Here is an 18414-nt window from a genome sequence, read left to right as displayed (position 1 = left end):
GCCCGCGACGCCGCAGCCTCCGCCCGGACTCCGCCGCACCGTAGCCGCCCCCACCGACACACACCCCCGCCCCACCCACGACACGCCCGGCGACCCGACCCCGCCCGCGCGCCACCACACCGCGCCAGGACGCCGCGCCACCGTCCCTCCCACCACCCTCCTCGACCCCCTTCACCAGCACCGCGACCGGTTCCCCCGATATCCTCCTCCGTGCGATCGACCGAGGGAGCTCGATGCCGGACCCCGCCCCCAAGCCCACCCCGCACGAGCGGCAGGACCGATCTCGCCGCAGGCACTACGACGCGTTCTTCTCCTACAGCCGCAGCGCCGAGGGCGACTTCGTCCCCCGGGTGCAGGCCATGCTGCGCGGCTTCGGCAAGGGCGCCGCGGGCCCGTCCGACAACCGCGACCTGCGGCTCTTCGTGGACCGCTCCGGCCTGGCCGCGCACCCCCACCTGTGGCTGGAGATCAAGAACTGCCTCGAGGCCTCCGACCGCCTCATCGTGTTCGCCTCCCCCGGCGCCGCCGCGTCCGAGTGGGTCGACAAGGAGGTCCGCTGGTGGCTGGCCGAACGCAGCATCCACACCGTCTACATCGCCCTGACCAGCGGTGAGATCGTCTTCGACCACGACGCCGGCCGGATCGACGCCGACGCCACCGACGCCCTGCCCCCCGCCCTCATCGAGCACCTCGATCGCGAGCCCCGCTGGGTCGACCTGCGCGGCCCTCGCCGCGAGCCCGCGCGCCGCAACCACCCAGAGCTGCCCAACGCCCTCGCCGAGCTCGCGGCGCCGCTGCGCAACGCCGCCAAGGAGGACGTGCTCAGCGCCCACATCACCGCGCAGCGCCTCGTCAACCGGCGCGCCCGCGCGCTGACCTCGGCGCTGTCCGTGCTGCTGGCGATCTCGGTGGTCAACGGCGTCCTGGCGAGCTACTCCGCCGAGCGGGAGGCCGCGGCGTCGTACAAGAGCGACGCCTACCTGCTCGCCGCCGCCTCGCACGCGCACCGCGCCGACGACCCCGACTTCGCCAAGTACCTCGCCGCCGAGGCCTACCACCGGGAACCCGGGACCCCGACGCGGCACGCCTTCCTCACCGCCGCCCTCGACACCCCGCACGACGACCAGCACCTCATGCGCACCGTCGACACCCCCGGGGTGACCGCGCTCGCGGCCACCGGGACGGGCGTCGTCGGCCGGACCGCGACCGGCGGCCTCCTGCGCTGGAACCCGCAGGACGGCGACCCGGAGGCCCTGCCCGGCGCGGGCTCGAGCCTCCCCGCACCCGACCTGCCCGACGGGACCACCGCCGTCGTCGGCAGCGACGACGGCCGCGTGGTCGCCGCGGTGGACGCCGCGGGCGTCGTCCTCGGCCGCTTCTCCGACGACACCGGACCCCTCGCCGACGACGGCGACCTGGCGCGCCTCTACCGTCCGGTGCTCCTGGCCCAGAACGGCGCGCCCGAACGCCTGGACGCGACGGCCGTCACGCTCTCCCCGGCCGGCGACGTGCTGTTCGTCGGCTACGAGACGCGGGGCACCTGCTCCGGGGGTGACCGCGACCAGGTGCTGCGCGTCGCGCTGAGCGGCCCGGACGGGGACCTCGACCTGGAGACGGTCGCCGACCGGGTGCACGGCTTCTTCGACAGCCCGGCCTCCCGGTGCGCCTTCGGCTCGGACCCGGCCGCCCCGGTCCTGGCGGCCACCGTGGACATCCCGGTCACCGCGCTGTCGGTGGACGAGACGAACCGCGTGATCGTCGCCGACCCGCGCACCGGCGAGTCCCGGACGCTGGACGCCGACACCCTCGCACCGCCGTCGGACGGCCTGCCGCAGCGGGCCGCGGCCGGGACCGTCCCCGCGCCGTCGCTGACCACGTGGGCCGGCCTGACCGGCCGGGGCACCGCCACGCAGGTGGAGCTCCAGCACCCCCTGAGCGGGACGGGCGGCGCCACGCCGGACACCATGCCCTGCCCCGTGCCCCACGAGTGGCGGAACCCCGAGGTCGCGGGGGTGGACGAGGACGCCACGCGCGCGCTCGTCCGCACCGGCGACGGGCTGGTCGCCTGCACGGCCCCCCGCGACATGCTCTGGCCGCAGACCCGCACCTGGCACCTGACCGGCGCCCGGCGCCACGCGCTGGCCGTGCTCGCGCCCGACGACCGCGTGGTCGCCGCCGACGGCGAGCAGCTCTCGCTGTGGCGCACCACGCAGGAGAGCAGCGACCTGGACTTCCCGCCGGGCGCCGCCGAGGATCCGGCCGCCGCGCCGGTCGTGGCCTCCCGCTCACGCGACCGCCTGCCGGAGCACGCGGCGACGACGGCGCTGTCCTGGCCCGACGGCACCGTCCAGGTCCACGAGAAGGGCCCCCTCGAGATCCCCGGCGCGGACGGCGAGCGCCTGCTCCCGGTGTGGCTCACGCCGCCGTCCACGCAGGACGGCGCCGCGCAGCCCGACACCGGGGACCTGCTGCTCCTGGCGCCGGACGGCCGCGCCTGGATCACCGGGACCGACGGGCTGCGTCCGGGGGTGCGCGGGACGCTCGGCCCGCCCGCGCAGCCGCTGGACCTGCGCGACCTGCTGCGCAGCGCCCACGCGGCGTTCACCACGCTGGAGGTGGACGGCTGCCTCCCACGCCGGCTCGACGACGCCGACTGGGTCTGCCCGGTGCTGGTGGGCGCCTACCGGACGGCGGAGCACCTGGTGCTCGTGGACTCCACGGGCGGCGTCTACCTCATGGACCCCGGCCTGAGCGGGACACCCCGCTACGTGCCCGACGAGCTCGGGATCGGCGAGCCGATCGCCCCGCCGTGGGACGAGCCGGGCCGGGTCTCGGTGGACGACGACGGCCACTGGCTGGCCGTCGCCCCGCGCGGGCGGGCGCTGCGCGTGCTCGACCTCACGAGCCCGAGCCCCGGCTGGGACGTGCGGGGCGGCGCCATGGCACAGGTGCACCTCGTCCCGGCACTGTGGGACGACGAGGACAGGCGGCCCCGGCTGGTCGCCCTCGCGCAGGACGGTTCCGTCCGTGCGGGAGTCGTCGCCGAGAAGGCCCCGCTCCTGCCCCTGCTGTCCCCGGGCACCCACGGCGAGGTCCTGACGGTCCTGGCCGAGCCGGGGCTCGTCGTGCGGAACGAAGGCACCCGGCTGGCACTGTTCGACATCCGGACCGGCGGCCGCGTCGGGACGGTCGGGACCAGCCTGCGGGCGCGGGGCGACGAGCCGGACCCCGGCACGGTGCACGCGGCCCATGGACGGCTCCTGCTGGTGCAGGACCACGGGGTGACGATCAGCCAGGCCCTCGACAAGGACGAGGCGACGATGCTGGCGGAAGCCTGCGTGCAGGCGGCCCCGGCGATCACCTCGCAGGACCTGGCACGCGAGGGCGTGCGCCACACGCCACCGCGCTGCCGCATCGCCTACGACGACGACCTGGTCACCTTCTCGAACCCCAACCTGCTCGCCCCCGCGTTCTTCCTCCCGGGCCCGCAGCTCCCACCCCTGCGGGACGTACCCTAGCCCCGGGCGCGCATGCCGCCCTCGACCGAGCGGGCGGTGACGCCCGCCGCGCGGAGCGTGCCCGCGACGCGGGCGGAGCGGGCACCCGACGCGCACAGCACGTGCACCGTGCCGCCGCTCGCCCATCCGGCGACGTCGGACACGACCCGGCCGGCGTCCTGGCCGGCGAAGGCCCCCGACGGGACCACCCGGGCCCCCGGGAACGGGTCGGCCGCCGCCTCCCAGGTCTCCCGCACGTCGAGCACGAGGACACCGGCGTCGCGCTCGCGCGCCGCGGCCAGGTCCGCCACCGAGACCCCGGCCGGGCCGGCACCGCCGGCACCGTCGCCGACCCCGCAGAACACCGCGTACGGGTCGGCCGCACCCCCCGGGGCGCCCAGGAGTGCCGTGACCGGCGCACGGTCCGGGTCGGGCCGGACCGTGAGGGTGCGCCAGGTGACGTCGAGCGCGTCATGCACGAGGAGGCGTCCGAGCAGCGTCCGGCCGGCCCCCGTGATCAGCTTGATCGCCTCGGTCGCCATGAGCGTGCCGATCGTGCCGCAGACGGCGCCCAGGACGCCGGCGGTCGCGCAGTCCGGCGAGGCGCCGGGCGGCGGCGGGACCGGGAACACGTCGCGGTAGGTGATCCCCTCGGGCGCGCCGGTGCCGCCGGCTGCGTCGCCGGCTGCGCGCGGCGCCGCCCAGAACGTCGAGACCTGCCCCGTGAACCGGTGCAGCGCGCCCCACACGCACGGCAGGCCCAGGACCTCCGCGGCGTCCGAGACCAGGTAGCGCGTGGCGAACGCGTCCGAGCCGTCCAGGACCAGGTCGTACCCGGCCAGCACGTCCAGCGCGTTGTCCCGCGTGAGGCGCTCCCGGTGCTCGACGACGCGGACGTGCGGGTTGGTCCCGGCCAGCGTCTCGCGGGCCGACGCCGTCTTCGGCCGCCCCAGGTCCTCCTGCCCGTGGATCACCTGCCGCTGCAGGTTGGAGGCCTCCACGGCGTCGTCGTCGACGACGCCGAGCGTGCCCACGCCCGCCGCGGCGAGGTACAGCAGCGCGGGGCTCCCGAGCCCGCCCGCGCCCACCACGAGCACCCGGGCGGCGCGGATCCGCCGCTGCCCGTCCGTGCCGATCCCGGGCAGCGAGAGATGCCGCGCGTACCGCGCGAGCTCGGCGCGCCCGAGCTCCTGCCCGGTGTCCACGACCGGCGCGAGCCCGTCCTGCCGCCGGGTGCGCGACGGCGCTCCCGCGACGGTCACAGGGCGAGGTCCAGGTTGTCCCGGGCGCCGGAGGCAGGGTGGTCGCCGACCGCCACCCGGCCCTCGGCCGGCGAGGACGCCAGCGCGCGCTCCCGCCGGGGCATGCGGCCCGCGCGGGCGGCGTCGTACCCGGCCTCGACCGCGAGGCGCATCGCGCGCGCCATGCGCTCCGGGTCCGCCGCGCGGGTCACGGCCGTGGCGAGCAGGACGCCGTCGCACCCGAGCTCCATCGCCAGCGCCGCGTCCGACGCCGTCCCGATCCCCGCGTCGAGGATCACCGGCACGGGCGCCTCGGCGGCGATCGCCTCGATGTTGCGCGGGTTCGCGATCCCGAGCCCGGAGCCGATCGGCGACCCGAGCGGCATCACGGCCGCGCAGCCGGCGTCGGCCAGGCGGCGGGCGGTGACCGGGTCGTCGTTGGTGTAGGGCAGGACGGTGAAACCGTCCTCGACCAGGATCCGCGCGGCCTCGACGGTCCCGATCGGGTCGGGCAGGAGGGTGACGTCGTCGGCGACGACCTCGAGCTTGACCCAGTCCGTGCCGCACGCCTCGCGCGCGAGCCGCGCGGTCAGCACCGCCTCCCGGACGGTGAAGCAGCCGGCGGTGTTGGGCAGGGCACGGATGCCCAGGCGGTCCAGCATGCCCCAGATCGAGGTGTCGCCGGGGACGCGGGGGCCGCCGGCCGGGCCCTCCGCGGCGCCCCGGGGCGCGGGCCGCGCCACCCGCCGCATCGCGACCGTGGTCAGCTCAGTCCCCGACGCGGTCAGCGCGTCCGCGAGCGCCAGCAGGCTCGCCGCTCCCCCGGTGCCCATCACGAGCCGCGACCGGAGCGGGACGCCGGCGACGGTCAGGGGTGCCTCGGCGGGCGCGGTCGTGGCGAGGGCCGGGGCCGTGCCGTCGGTGGGGGTCATGGTCATCCTCCCTGCACGGCGGCGACGACCTCGACGCGCGCCCCCGGGCGGATCTCGGTGCGGTCCCAGGCCCCGCGGGGCACGACGGCGTCGTCGACGGCGACGGCGACGCCCTGCGGCACGCCGTCGACCACCACCTCGGGCAGCAGGCGTGCCACGAGCTCCGTCACGGGCAGCGGCCCGTCCAGCGGGTACGGCTCACCGTTCACGACGGCGGTCCGGTCGGTCGGTACGGCAGTCATGCGGATGCTCCTCGGGGGGTGGGGGCGGGAGAAAGGTGGGGGGTGAGGATGGTGGCGGCGTGCGGGGTCAGGAGGATGCCGCTGCGGTAGTGGCCCGTGGCCAGGACCAGGCCGGGGGCGGCCTCGCCGAGCAGCGGGGCGTTGTCCGGGGTGCCCGGGCGGGAGCGGGTCGTCGTCTCGGCGAGGTCGGCCTCGTCCAGGGCGGGCAGGAGGGCTCGCGCGTCGCGCAGCAGGGCGAACACGTCGCCCGCGCGGGTGCGGGTGGTGGCGGCGCGCTCGTCGGACGTGGCGCCGACGACGATCTCCCGGCGCCCCTCGGGCCGGGCGCGCCGGGGCACCACGTAGACGGGCCGGCCCTGGACGGTGCCGCGCACGACGGTGGCGGGGCCGGCGTCGGCCTCGGCTTCGAGCCGGAGGGTGGTGCCTGGCACGGGTCTCGTCGGGGCTCCGCCGTACAGCGCGGCGCTCGCGTGCCCGGCGGCGAGGACCACGACCCCGCCCCGGTGCTCGGTCCCGGCGGCGTCGACCACGCCGGTCACGGCACGGTCCGTGCCGGACCGGACCAGGGAGGTCACGGGCCGTGCGACGAGGGTCGCCGCCGGGTGGCCGCGCACCAGGCCGAGGAGGGCCCGGTGCACGGCGCGCGGGTCGACCTGGTGGTCGCCGGGGATCCACGCGGCGGCGGAGACGCGCGGTCCGAGGGACGGTTCCCGGTCCCGCGCCTCGGCCAGGGTGATCTCCCGGGAATCCAGGCCCAGGTCGTGGTGCAGCGCGAGGCGGCGGCGCAGCAGGGCGGCGTCGTCGGCGTCGTACGCGACGGCGAGGGTGCCGGTCGTGTCGAGGCCGAGCGTCCCGGGCGGGAGCCCGGCCGCCCGCTCCAGGCCGGCGGCGAACGACGGCCACCGCCGGGCGGACTCCGCGCCGATCCGTGCGAGGCGTTCCTCGCCGAACTCCGCCTCCATCGCGGGTCCGAGCATGCCGGCCGCGGCGTGGGTGGCGCCGTCACCGGGGGCCGGGTCGAGGACGGTGACCTGCGCCCCGGCGTCGAGTGCGCACCAGGCGGCGGTCAGCCCGATGATCCCGGCGCCCACGACCACGACGGCGGGCGCACGGCGGTGCTCCATGGTTGCTCCCTTCGCCGGCATGATCCGGATCAGGTTCGACGGTCGGCGCTCCTGCGCCCTCTCAGCCCCGCGGGGGCTCCCGTGCATGTCGTGAGCAACCATAACCCCGCCGGCACCGCCCACCTACACTGCGTGCCGTGGATCCTCGAACGCGGCTCGCCGACGCCCGGCTCTATCTGTGCACCGACGCCCGGGAGTCCTCGGGCGATCTCGAGCCGTTCCTGCACCGGGTGTTCTCCGGCGGGGTCGACGTCGTGCAGCTGCGGGACAAGTCGCTGGACGCCGCGCGCGAGCTGGAGCTGCACGCCCTGGTGGCGCGGGTGGCGGCGGAGCACGGGGCGCTGTGGGCGGTCAACGACCGGGCCGACGTCGCCGGCCTCGCGGGCGCGCCCGTCGTGCACATGGGGCAGGACGACCTCTCGCCGGCCGACGTACGCACGCTCCTGGGCGACGGCCCGGTCCTCGGGCGGTCCACCCATGCGTTCGGGGAGGCCATGACCGCCGAGGCCGACGACCGCGTCGACTACTTCTGCGTCGGTCCCCTCTGGTCCACCCCCACGAAGCCCGGCCGCCCGGCGGTCGGGCTGGACCTGCTGCGGGAGGTCGCCGCGGCGCGGCCCGTGACCCCCTGGTTCGCGATCGGCGGCATCGACGACGACGGCCCGGGGACCACCCGCCTGGACCAGGTCCTGGCGGCGGGCGCCACCCGGGTCGTCGTCGTGCGCGCCATCACCCGGGCCGACGACCCGGAAGAGGCGGCGGCCCACCTGCGCCGCCGCCTCACCGGGAACAGCGGGGTCAGCCGTTCCAGGCCTTCGTGAACTCCTCCAGGTCGATCTTGCCGTCGCCGTCGGCGTCGGCGTGCACGAAGATCGAGGTGAGGTCGTCGTTCGAGACCTCCTCGCCCCGGCCGCCCATCGCCTGGCGGAACTCGTCCACGGTGATGTGGCCGTCGTCGTCGGCGTCGAACTCGTGGAACGTGGCGGTCAGGTCGTCATCGGCGGTCACGGGAAGCCCTCCAGGCATGTCCGACAAGCAAGGTCCGCAGCAGGCTACTCCTGCTTCGGGCCCACCCACACCTGCTGCGCGTTGACGAACTCCCGGATGCCGTGCGGGCCCAGCTCGCGGCCCAGGCCCGAGCGCTTGATGCCACCGCTCGGCAGGCGGGGGTCGGTCTTCACGATGCCGTTCACCGCGACCTGTCCCGCCTCGATCCGGGCCGCCAGCGCCTCGCCGCGCTCCGGCGTCGACCACACGCTCGCCGCCAGCCCGAAGTCGGTGTGGTTCGCGACGGCCAGGGCCTGCTCGGCGTCGTCGGCCTTCATCACGACCATGACCGGCCCGAACGTCTCCTCGCGGCAGGCCGTCATGTCCGGGGTCACGTCGGCGAGCAGGGTGACCGGGTAGAAGAACCCGGCTCCCTCGGGCAGCTCGCCGCCGAGCAGCAGCCGCGCCCCCGCGTCCACGGTCTCGGTCACCTGGCGGTGCAGGTTGTCGCGCAGGTCGGCACGGGCGATCGGCCCCACCTGCGTGCCCGCGTCCCGCGGGTCCCCCACCACCAGCTTCTCCAGCCGCCTCTGCAGCTTCTCGACCATCACGTCGTACACCGGCGCCTCGACGACGATCCGCTTCGCCGCGATGCACGACTGCCCCGCGTTGATGATCCGCGACAGCGTGATGACCTCGGCCGCCGCGTCCAGGTCGGCGTCGGCCAGGACCAGGCACGGGTCGCTGCCGCCGAGCTCCAGCACGACCGGCTTGATCTCGCTCCCCGCGACACCCGCCACGGCCGACCCCGCGCGCGCCGACCCCGTGAACGACACCGCCTGCACCCGCCGGTCCCGGATCACGCCCTCCACCGCCGCGGTCTCCAGCGGCAGGTTCGCGAACACCCCCTCGGGCACGCCGGCCGCCACGAACGCGTCCGCGATCGCCTGCGCGCACCCGGGCACGTGCGGGTCGTGCTTCATGACGCACGTGTTGCCCGCCATGAGCGCCGGCGCCGCGAACCGCGCCGCCAGCCAGAACGGCGCGTTCCACGGCAGCACGCCCAGCACCGTGCCCAGCGGCAGGTGCTGCACGTAGCTGCGCGTCGCGTCGGACGCCAGCACCTCCGGAGCCAGGTACTCCGCCGCGTGCTCCGCGTAGTGCTCGAGGCACCAGGCAGCCTTCGCGACCTCCCCGTGCGCCTCCGTGATCGGCTTGCCCATCTCGGCGGTCATCAGCGGCGCGAGCTCGTCGGTGTGCTCGCGCAGGTAGGCTCCCACGGCCGCGAGCACCTCGGCCCGCCCCGCGATACCCCGGTCGCGCCACGCCGGCCAGGCCGCCCGTGCGGCGTCCAGCACGGCGTCGACCTGCTCGGGGCCGGCCGGGTCCTGCTCGGCCACGACCTGCCCGTTGCTCGGATCGATGGCAGTCAGCATAGGTACCTCCTCGAAAGGGTCCGGGCTCACGCGATCTCCGCGACGCCGGGGCGGATGGGGGTCGGGGCCTCGACGTCGTCGTCGCCTGGTCCTGGGTCCTCGTGCGGGACGACGCCCGCGGGCTCGGGGACGGCGGACGGCGCCGCCGGCGCCGCCGCGTGCTCCGGCTTGCACACGAAGTCCTCGTCCAGGGTGAAGAACGACTCGCAGCCGTTGGCAGTCACGTGGATCGTGTCCGAGATGCCGACCGTCTTGTCGCCGTCGACCCCCCACATCCACGGCAGGATGTGGAACGTCATGCCCTCGCGCAGGATCATCGGGTTCCCCTGGTTGAGGCTCGCGATGTAGCCCTCGTCCCAGCTCGGCGGGAAGGCGATCCCGATCGAGTAGCCCGACCGGGTGATGAGGCGCGCGCCCACCGTGTTGTCCGAGATGATGTTGCGCACGATGTTGTCGGCGTCGGACACCGTCAGTCCCGGCCGGATCGCGGCCTTCACCTCGCGCAGGGCGAGCTTCATCCGCTCCTGCGCGACGAGCATCGAGTCGGACGCCTCGTCGAGCACCACCGTGCGCATCATGGCGGTGTGGTACCGCCGGAAGCAGCCGCCCACCTCCATGAACACGTGCTCGCCGGGCTGCACCGTCCGGCCCTCCCAGGTCGCGTGCCCGATCATCGTGCGCGGGCCGGAGACCACGTACGGCATGACGGCCGGCGGCTCGCCCCCGGCACGGAACATCCCGGCGCTGATCTCCGCGCCGATCTCGTTCTCCGTCACCCCTGCCGCGCACGCCTCGATCCCGGCGCGCATCCCGGCCTCGGTCGCCAGGGCGGCCCGGGACATGATCTCGATCTCGACCGCGGACTTGCGCACGCGGCCCTCCTCCACGATCCCGAAGCAGTCCAGCAGGCGTCCCTCGGTGAACGCCGTGTGGATGTAGTCCTGGTGGTAGGCCGGGAAGAAGTAGCTGTTGCGCTCGTACCCCACGTCCTTGGTGTGCAGCCCGAACTCCCGCAGCGCCTGCATCAGGCTCTGGATGGCGTCGCCGGTGTCCGGGTAGGGCCGCGTCACCTCCACCCAGGTGCGCTCGATGACGTTGGACTCCTCCATGGCGCGCGTGATCATGAAGGGCTCGAGCTCCAGCGGCACCACCAGGGCCTGGAAGAAGGAGTAGCCCGTGGTCTGGTAGTCCGTCAGGTACATCAGGTTCTCGGGGTCGGTGATCACCACCGCGTCCAGCAGCCGGTCCGCCATGCGTGTGCGCAGCTCCGCCAAACGCCTCTGGTACTCCTCGAACGGGAACGTCATGTCTTCACGCTGTCTCATCTCAGGGCCTCCCCTCGTGGTGGTGTCGGTTCACGGCGTCGCGGTCGTGCCGCGCTCAGATCGTGTGCTTCACGGCCGCGGCGAGGATCTCCAGGCCGTCGGCCAGGTCGTCGTCACCGATGGTGAGCGGCGGGATCACCTTGAGCACCCGGCCGCCGGTGCCGCACGGGCAGACCAGCAGGCCGTTCTCGAAGCACTCCGCGGTGACCGCCTTGGCGAGGGCACCGTCGCCCAGGTCGAGCGCCTGGACCATCCCGCGCCCGCGCACCTCGAACCCCTTGCCCGCGTCGCGGGCGATCATCCGCAGCGCGTTGACCATGGTCTCGCCCTTGGTGCGCACCTGCGTCATGAGCACGTCGTCGTCGAAGTACCGCAGCGCCTCGCGGCCTGCCACGAACGACAGGCCCTGGCCGCGGAACGTGCCCGTGTGCTCGCCGGGCGACCAGCGCGCGTCGTGCTCGGGCTTGACGAGGTTCATCGCCAGCGGCGTCCCGAAGCCGCCGATGCCCTTGGCGAGGCACACGATGTCCGGGTCCAGGTCCATGCCGTCGAAGCTGAAGTAGCTGCCCGTGCGGCCGCAGCCGACCTGGATGTCGTCGATGACGAACAGCGCGTCCACGTCGCGCGCCAGCTGCTGCACCGCCTGCAGCCACTCGCGGCTCGCGACGTTGACCCCGCCCTCGGCCTGGATCGTCTCCACCACGAAGGCCGCCGGGGGCCGGAGCCCGCTGGAGCCGTCGGCGAGCAGGGCACGATACGTGTCGAGGGACTCCGTCCCGCCCCCGGGGGCGGTCTCGAACGGCAGCCGGACCACGTTCTCGAGCGGGACGCCGGCGGCGTTCCGGAAGTACTCGTTCGCGGTCAGCGCGAGGGAACCGAGCGTCATGCCGTGGAACCCGTGCGTGAACGCGACGACGTCCCGCCGCCCCGTGACCCGGCGGGCCAGCTTGAGCGCGGCCTCCACGGCGTTGCTGCCCGTGGGTCCCATGAACTGCATGCGCATGGTCATGCCGCGCGGGGCCAGGACCGTGTCGGCGAACCCCTCGAGGAACTCGCGTTTGGCCGTCGTCGCCATGTCGAGGCTGTGGACGATGCCGTCCGCCTCGAGAAAAGCGATGACCGCCCTTTTCATTCGCTCGTTGTTGTGCCCGAAGTTGAGCACCCCCGCACCAGCGAAGAAGTCGATGTAGCTCTTACCGGCTTCGTCGACCTGACGTGCGTTCGACGCCGAGTTGAACACCGTGGGCCACGTCCTGCTGTAGCCCCGGATCTCGGACTCCCACTTCTCGAAGACCTCCATGGCCTAGATCTAGTTGCCGTGCGGCCTTCGGGTCAAGGAACTCGCCGTAATTTTTCCGCGCAGGTTTCCCGGCGAAACCCTGCCGTTACCGGCCCTGCCCGATTCGGTCACGATGTCCACCGCCGGAATTGTCACGGCTGTCCTACGGCAGCGGGATCTCCCGGCCGCCGACGACGGCGACCGTGCGCCCGTCCTTGCGTACCAGAGCGGGCCGGACCGGCTCGACGAGGCGGTCCGCGGCGGCCGCGACGACCGCGGCGGCGTGCTCGAAGGCGGTGAGTTCCGTGAGCGTCTGCCAGGTGGGCGGCATGAGACGCGCGGCACCGGTCGCGTGCTCGTCAAGGATGTCGGCCGGGTACCACCAGCCGGCCTCGACCGCCTCCGTGGTGCGGGCGTCGGCGGACTGCCCGGCGGGGAGCGCCGCGACGAAGAACGCGGCGTCGTAGCGCCGGGGCTCCTGCTCGGGGGTGATCCAGCGGGCCCACGGGCGCAGGAGGTCCGCGCGCAGGGTGAGGCGGGCGTCGTCGAGCACCTCGGCCAGGCCGGCCCTCCGGTCGAGCAGGGCGGCGCGGGCCGCGCCGAGCGCGGCGGTGTCAGGCAGCGGGCCGCCGGCACCGGCGTCGGCGAGCAGCACCCCGCACTCCTCGAACGTCTCGCGCACGGCGGCGCCCACGAAACCGGTCGCCTCGCCGGGCGTGCAGGAGAGCCGCCGTGCCCACCCGGCGGGCGACAGGCCCCGGACGCGGGCCGGCACGGTCGCGTCACCGGGGTCGACGGCGCCGCCGGGGAAGACGGTCATGCCGGCGGCGAACGCCATCGTCGGCACCCTGCGCTGCAGGAAGACCTGGAGCGGGGCGCGCACGCCGGCGGGGTCGGGACGGTCGCGCAGCAGGATCACCGTGGCGGCCGGCCGGGGAGCGGCGGGAGTCGTGTTCACGCGGGCAACATAACCCCCGCAGGACTCTCTACGCCCCCACCAGGCGCGCGGCCGTGCGCTCGTCGAGCACGAGGTCGGTGACCACGCCCGCCGCCAGTGCGGCCCGCAGCGCCGGGACCTTGTTGTCGCCCGCCACGGCGCACAGCCGCCGGGGGATCCGGCGCAGCTGGCGTGGGGTCGGCCCGGTGGCCCGGGCGTTGATCGGGATGTCCTCGTGGCTGCCGTCGGCCCGGAGGAACACGGTGCAGACGTCGCCGACGACCCCCTCGGCGTCGAGCACCGCCGTGTCCCGCGGCTCGAGGTAGCCGGCCGCGTACACGTGCGACGGCAGCCCGCCGGGAACCACGGCACCCACCGAGAAGAGGGCGACGTCGATCCGGGACTGGACGTCGAGGACCCGCCGCACGGACCGCTCCTGCCACATCGCCTCCTTGGTGGCGGCGTAGTCGAAGAACGCCGGCACGGGGAAGTGGTGCACGTGCGCGTCGAAGGCCGAGCCGAACCCGGCGACCAGGTCGCCCGCGTAGGAGATGCCGGAGGTGCGTGTGTTCGCCGCGCCGTTGAGCTGCACGATCTCGGACCCGCGCGTGGGCTTGTGCGGCAGATGGCCCGCGATGGCGGCGAGCGTCGTCCCCCAGGCGATCCCGAGCACCATCTCGGAGTCGAACCAGCGCCCCACCAGCCGCGCCGTGGCGAGAGCCACCTGGTCCAGGCGGTCCGCCTGGCCGGCGGAGTCGGGGACCGGGACCACGTAGGCGCTGACGCCGAACGTGGTGGCGATGTGCCGGCCCAGGCTCGGCGCCCGGGAGTGCGCGGGGCGGAGCGTGATCTCCACGATCCCCTCCGCGCGCGCCCGCTTCAGCAGACGTGACACGGTGGACCGCGAGGTGTGCAGGTGCTTGGCGATGGCCTCCATCTTCACGTCCTGCAGGTAGTACATGGTCGCGGCGTTCACCAGATCCCGCTCTCTGTCCGGCATGTCCCGTTCCTCCCGGTAATTTCGACGGCCGCCCCGCACGGCGCCGCCAATATTTGCACGTTCGTGCACATGGCTTGCACGTCCGTCCATCCAGGTGTGCTCTTGACCCAGCAGTCCGTCACCCCAGGATCAGCCCGGACGACGAGCAAGAACACGGAATGCCAGCGGAAGGAACGGTCATGGTCTCTACCCGGCTCACCCCGGAGTCCCGGACCCGGGCGCTCGCCGCGCTCGAGCGGTCCGCGCACGCCGCGGACGCGCTGGACGTCCTCGTCATCGGCGGTGGCGTGACCGGCGCCGGCATCGCGCTCGACGCCGTGACCCGCGGCCTGACCACCGCGGTGGTCGAGGCGCAGGACTGGGCCTCGGGCACGTCGGGCCGGAGCAGCAAGCTGGTGCACGGCGGTCTGCGCTACCTGCAGATGCTCGACTTCCACCTCGTGCGGGAGGCGCTCACCGAGCGCGACCTCCTCCTCAAGGAGCTCGCCCCCCACCTCGTGCGGCCGGTGCCCTTTCTCTACCCCCTGGAGCACCGGGTCTGGGAGCGGGCCTACGTCGGCGCAGGCATCGCGCTCTACGACACCCTCGCCACCATCGGCCGCGGCCGCCGCGCCATGCCGTGGCACCGGCACCTGACGCGCCGCCGCCTCGCGGAGCGGTTCCCCGACCTCGCCCACGGGGCCGCGGTCGGCGCGGTCCAGTACTGGGACGCGTCGGTCGACGACGCCCGGCTCGTCACCACCCTGGTGCGGACCGCCGCCGGCCACGGGGCGCACGCGGCCTCGCGGACCCAGGTGACCCGGCTCACCAAGGACGCCGCGGGCACCGTCGACGGCGCCGTCGTCGTCGACCTGGAGGCCGGCCGCGAGCTCACCGTCCGCGCACGGCGCGTCATCAACGCGACCGGCGTCTGGACCGAGGACACCGAGGCGCTGGCCGGGGACCCGGGCGGGCTGCGGGTGCTGGCGTCCAAGGGCGTCCACGTGGTGGTGCCCCGGGAGAGGATCCGGGGCGAGGTGGGGCTGATCCTGCAGACCGAGAAGTCGGTGCTGTTCGTGATCCCGTGGTCCCGCTACTGGATCATCGGCACCACCGACACCCCGTGGGACCTCGACCCGGCGCAGGTGGTGGCCACGGCGGACGACGTCGACTACGTGCTCGACCACGCCAACGCCGTGCTGTCCTGCACGCTCACGCGCGACGACGTCATCGGGACGTACGCCGGGCTGCGTCCCCTGCTGCAGCCGGGGACGAAGGAGGGCACCGGGTCCGCGAAGGTCTCGCGGGAGCACACCGTCGCACGGCCGACCCCCGGCCTGACCGTGATCGCCGGCGGCAAGCTGACCACGTACCGCGTCATGGCCAAGGACGCCGTCGACTTCGCGCTCGGGGACGACGCCGCCGCGGCGCGGCCGAGCATCACCCACGAGATCCCGCTGCTGGGCGCGGACGGGCTGGACGCCGCCCGGAGCGAGGCCACCACCTGGGCACGGCGCCACGGGTGGACCGCGGCGCTGGTGGACCACCTGCTGCACCGGTACGGCGCGAGCCTGTTCGAGATCGCCGCGCTGTGCGAGGCGGACCCCGCGCTCGCCCGGCCGCTCGAGCACGCCCCCGCCTACCTGCGTGCCGAGGTGCACTACGCCGCGAGCCACGAGGGCGCGATCCACCTGGAGGACGTCATGACGCACCGGACCCGTCTCGTCTACGAGGTGCCCGAGGGCGGGCTGGCGGCCGTCGACGAGATCGCCGCCGTCGTCGCGCCGGTGCTCGGCTGGGACGACGCCACCCGGGCGGCGGAGATCGAGTCCTACGCGTCGACCGTCCGGGCCGAGACGGCCGCCGCCCGCGAGCGGGACGACGCCGCGGCCGCCGGCGTCCGGCGTCGCGCGGCCGGCGTCGCACCGATGCGGCCCCTGCCCGCCTGAACCTCCCGGGCCCGCCGACCCCGGGACCACCTGGCCCGCCCGGGACCACCGGTGCGCCGCGGCGCACCGGATGACAACGAAGTCAGACGAGAGGAAGCAGACCCATGTCGATCGCCCAGCTGTTCGTCACCGAGATGCTCGGGACCACGATGCTCCTGCTGCTCGGCTGCAGCGTCGTCGCCAACGCCATCCTGCCCGGGACCAAGGGATCCGGGGCCGGGGCCGGCTGGCTCCTGATCAGCTTCGGCTGGGGCCTGGCCGTGTTCGCCGGCGTCTTCGTGGCGTTCAAGAGCGGTGCCCACATCAATCCGGCGGTGACCATCGGCCTCATGGCCAGCGGTGCCGAGGAGCTCGGCCCCGGCATCCCGGCGACGGCCGGGAACGCGGTGGTCTACATCGCCGCGCAGCTGACGGGCGGCGTCCTCGGCGCCGTGCTCACCTACCTCGCCTACAAGAAGCACTTCGACCAGGAGGCCCCGGGCGCGACCAAGCTGGCGGTGTTCTCCACCGGCCCGGAGATCCGCTCGTACGGCTGGAACCTCGTGACCGAGATCATCGGCACGTTCGTGCTCGTGTTCGTGGTGCTGTCGTTCGCGAACTGGCCCGGGGACCTGGGGCCGCTCGCCGTGGCCCTGCTGGTGGTCGGGATCGGGGCGAGCCTCGGCGGACCGACCGGCTACGCCATCAACCCCGCCCGCGACCTCGGTCCGCGCATCGCGCATGCGATCCTGCCCATCAAGGGCAAGGGCGGTAGCGACTGGTCCTACTCCTGGGTCCCGGTCGTCGGCCCGATCGTCGGCGGTGTCCTCGCCGGCCTGCTCGCCCCCGTCGTGGCGTTCGGCTGAGCGCTCCGAGAAGTCCGCACGAACCGCACGCACAACGAAGTGAAGAAGGAGAATCATGGCTGACTACGTCCTCGCCATCGACCAGGGCACGACGAGCACACGGGCCATCGTGTTCGACCACGCCGGAACCATCGTCTCGACCGGCCAGCTGGAGCACGACCAGATCTTCCCGCAGCCCGGGTGGGTGGAGCACAACCCGGCGCAGATCTGGGACAACACCCGCCAGGCGGTGGGGATGGCGCTGACCCGCGCGAACGTCAACCACACGGACCTCGCCGCGGTGGGCATCACCAACCAGCGCGAGACCACCGTCGTGTGGGACAGGCACACCGGCAAGCCCGTGTACAACGCGATCGTCTGGCAGGACACGCGCACGCAGGCGATCGTCGACGAGCTCGGCGGCACCGCCGGGGCGGACCGGTACAAGAGCGTCGTCGGCCTGCCGCTGGCCACCTACTTCTCGGGCCCCAAGGTGAAGTGGATCCTCGACAACGTCGAGGGCGCACGGGCCGCCGCCGAGCGCGGCGACCTCCTGTTCGGCAACACGGACGCCTGGGTGCTGTGGAACATGACCGGCGGGGTCGACGGCGGCGTGCACGTCACGGACGTCACCAACGCGTCGCGCACGATGCTCATGGACCTGGACACCCTGTCCTGGCGCGAGGACATCGCCGCGGACATGGGCATCCCGATGTCGATGCTGCCCGAGATCCGGTCGTCGTCCGAGGTGTACGGCAACGGGCGGCCGCACGGCATGGTGCCGGGCGTGCCGATCGCCGGGATCCTCGGCGACCAGCAGGCGGCGACGTTCGGCCAGGCGTGCTTCGAGGTGGGCACCGCCAAGAACACGTACGGCACGGGCAACTTCATGCTGCTCAACACCGGCACGGAGAAGATCCCCTCGAAGAACGGCCTCCTGACCACCGTCTGCTACAAGATCGGCGAGGCGGACGCGGTGTACGCGCTGGAGGGATCGATCGCCGTGACCGGCTCCCTGGTGCAGTGGCTGCGCGACAACCTCGGGCTGTTCGCCGACGCCCCCGACGTGGAGTACCTCGCGCACAAGGTGGAGGACAACGGCGGGGCGTATTTCGTGCCCGCGTTCTCCGGCCTGTTCGCGCCGTACTGGCGGGCCGACGCGCGCGGCGCGCTGGTCGGGCTCACCCGGTACGTCAACCGCAACCACATCGCCCGGGCCGCCCTGGAGTCGACGGCCTTCCAGACCCGGGAGGTGGTGGACGCGATGCGTGCCGACTCGGGCGTCGAGCTCACCGAGCTGAAGGTCGACGGCGGCATGGTCGCCAACGAGCTGCTCATGCAGTTCCAGGCCGACCAGCTCGGGGTCGACGTCGTCCGTCCGCAGGTCGCGGAGACGACGGCGCTCGGCGCCGCGTACGCCGCCGGGATCGCCGTCGGCTTCTGGTCCGGCGAGAGCGACGTCACGGCCAACTGGGCGGAGGGCGCCCGCTGGTCCCCGTCGATGGCCGACGACGAGCGCGAGCGCCTGTACCGGAGCTGGAAGAAGGCGGTCACGAAGACGTTCGACTGGGTCGACGCGCCCGCCGGCTGACGCCGCCGGGGCCGCCGAGGGAGCGGGCCGGGGCGGGGCCGCTTCCCTCGGCGGCCGTGGCCGGGCCGCCC

General features: G+C 74.3%; 15 protein-coding genes and 1 riboswitch. Of the genes, 5 read left to right on the top strand and 10 right to left on the bottom strand.

The window, feature by feature from the left end:
- Window positions 1–233 precede the first annotated feature (233 nt).
- Window positions 234–3518 carry a hypothetical protein gene (locus tag ACYU96_RS09575; RefSeq protein WP_460752202.1) on the top strand — a complete coding sequence of 1095 codons (3285 nt, stop codon included), beginning with the start codon at window positions 234–236 and terminating at the stop codon, window positions 3516–3518.
- Here the strand turns inward: ACYU96_RS09575 and ACYU96_RS09570 are convergent.
- The 4 genes from ACYU96_RS09570 to thiO form a co-directional block, all read right to left on the bottom strand.
- Complete coding sequence (locus tag ACYU96_RS09570; protein ID WP_460752199.1) at window positions 3515–4759, bottom strand: ThiF family adenylyltransferase; 1245 nt, start codon at window positions 4757–4759, stop codon at window positions 3515–3517. The two genes, ACYU96_RS09575 and ACYU96_RS09570, sit on opposite strands and share 4 nt — an antisense overlap.
- Entirely contained in the window at window positions 4756–5670 is a 915-nt protein-coding gene (locus tag ACYU96_RS09565; protein ID WP_460752197.1) for a thiazole synthase, read from the bottom strand. The genes ACYU96_RS09570 and ACYU96_RS09565 overlap by 4 nt, the downstream gene beginning before the upstream one ends.
- A gap of 2 nt (window positions 5671–5672) precedes the next feature.
- Entirely contained in the window at window positions 5673–5912 is a 240-nt protein-coding gene (thiS, locus tag ACYU96_RS09560; RefSeq protein ID WP_460752194.1) for a sulfur carrier protein ThiS, read from the bottom strand.
- Complete coding sequence (gene thiO / locus ACYU96_RS09555; RefSeq protein WP_460752191.1) at window positions 5909–7036, bottom strand: glycine oxidase ThiO; 1128 nt, start codon at window positions 7034–7036, stop codon at window positions 5909–5911. Before thiO ends, thiS begins: the two co-directional genes overlap by 4 nt.
- A riboswitch (TPP riboswitch) is annotated at window positions 7026–7129 on the bottom strand. Its footprint overlaps the gene before it by 11 nt.
- 35 nt (window positions 7130–7164) lie before the next feature.
- Here thiO and thiE point away from each other — a divergent pair.
- Window positions 7165–7857, top strand: coding sequence for a thiamine phosphate synthase (gene thiE, locus ACYU96_RS09550; RefSeq protein WP_460754556.1), 693 nt, complete (start codon window positions 7165–7167; stop codon window positions 7855–7857).
- On the opposite strand, the gene ACYU96_RS09545 is transcribed toward thiE, so the two are convergent.
- From ACYU96_RS09545 to ACYU96_RS09520, 6 genes are all read right to left on the bottom strand, one after another.
- Entirely contained in the window at window positions 7835–8044 is a 210-nt protein-coding gene (locus tag ACYU96_RS09545) for an EF-hand domain-containing protein (protein ID WP_460752189.1), read from the bottom strand. The two genes, thiE and ACYU96_RS09545, sit on opposite strands and share 23 nt — an antisense overlap.
- A 44-nt stretch (window positions 8045–8088) precedes the next feature.
- Window positions 8089–9459 carry an NAD-dependent succinate-semialdehyde dehydrogenase gene (locus tag ACYU96_RS09540; protein ID WP_460752186.1) on the bottom strand — a complete coding sequence of 457 codons (1371 nt, stop codon included), beginning with the start codon at window positions 9457–9459 and terminating at the stop codon, window positions 8089–8091.
- A 26-nt stretch (window positions 9460–9485) separates the two neighbouring features.
- Window positions 9486–10784, bottom strand: a complete 1299-nt coding sequence (gene doeA / locus ACYU96_RS09535; protein ID WP_460752184.1) for an ectoine hydrolase — start codon at window positions 10782–10784, stop codon at window positions 9486–9488.
- 55 nt (window positions 10785–10839) lie between these two features.
- Entirely contained in the window at window positions 10840–12084 is a 1245-nt protein-coding gene (locus ACYU96_RS09530; protein ID WP_460752181.1) for a diaminobutyrate--2-oxoglutarate transaminase, read from the bottom strand.
- Between the two features lie 142 nt (window positions 12085–12226).
- Window positions 12227–13021 (bottom strand): NUDIX hydrolase, encoded by a 795-nt coding sequence (locus ACYU96_RS09525; RefSeq protein ID WP_460752178.1) that lies wholly within the window; start codon window positions 13019–13021, stop codon window positions 12227–12229.
- A 28-nt stretch (window positions 13022–13049) separates the two neighbouring features.
- Window positions 13050–14000, bottom strand: coding sequence for a sugar-binding transcriptional regulator (locus tag ACYU96_RS09520; RefSeq protein ID WP_460752176.1), 951 nt, complete (start codon window positions 13998–14000; stop codon window positions 13050–13052).
- A gap of 179 nt (window positions 14001–14179) precedes the next feature.
- On the opposite strand from ACYU96_RS09520, the gene ACYU96_RS09515 reads away from it, so the two are divergent.
- From ACYU96_RS09515 to glpK, 3 genes are all read left to right on the top strand, one after another.
- Entirely contained in the window at window positions 14180–15928 is a 1749-nt protein-coding gene (locus ACYU96_RS09515) for a glycerol-3-phosphate dehydrogenase/oxidase (protein WP_460752173.1), read from the top strand.
- Window positions 15929–16032: 104 nt separating this feature from the next.
- Entirely contained in the window at window positions 16033–16773 is a 741-nt protein-coding gene (locus tag ACYU96_RS09510) for an MIP/aquaporin family protein (protein ID WP_460752170.1), read from the top strand.
- Between the two features lie 55 nt (window positions 16774–16828).
- On the top strand, window positions 16829–18343 hold the full coding sequence (gene glpK, locus ACYU96_RS09505; protein ID WP_460752168.1) for a glycerol kinase GlpK: 1515 nt from the start codon (window positions 16829–16831) through the stop codon (window positions 18341–18343).
- The last annotated feature ends 71 nt before the right edge of the window (window positions 18344–18414 follow it).

This window comes from Myceligenerans cantabricum, assembly GCF_054777735.1.
The sequence above is the reverse complement of the archived record's forward strand: the minus strand, read 5'-3'. Positions and strand labels throughout refer to the sequence as shown.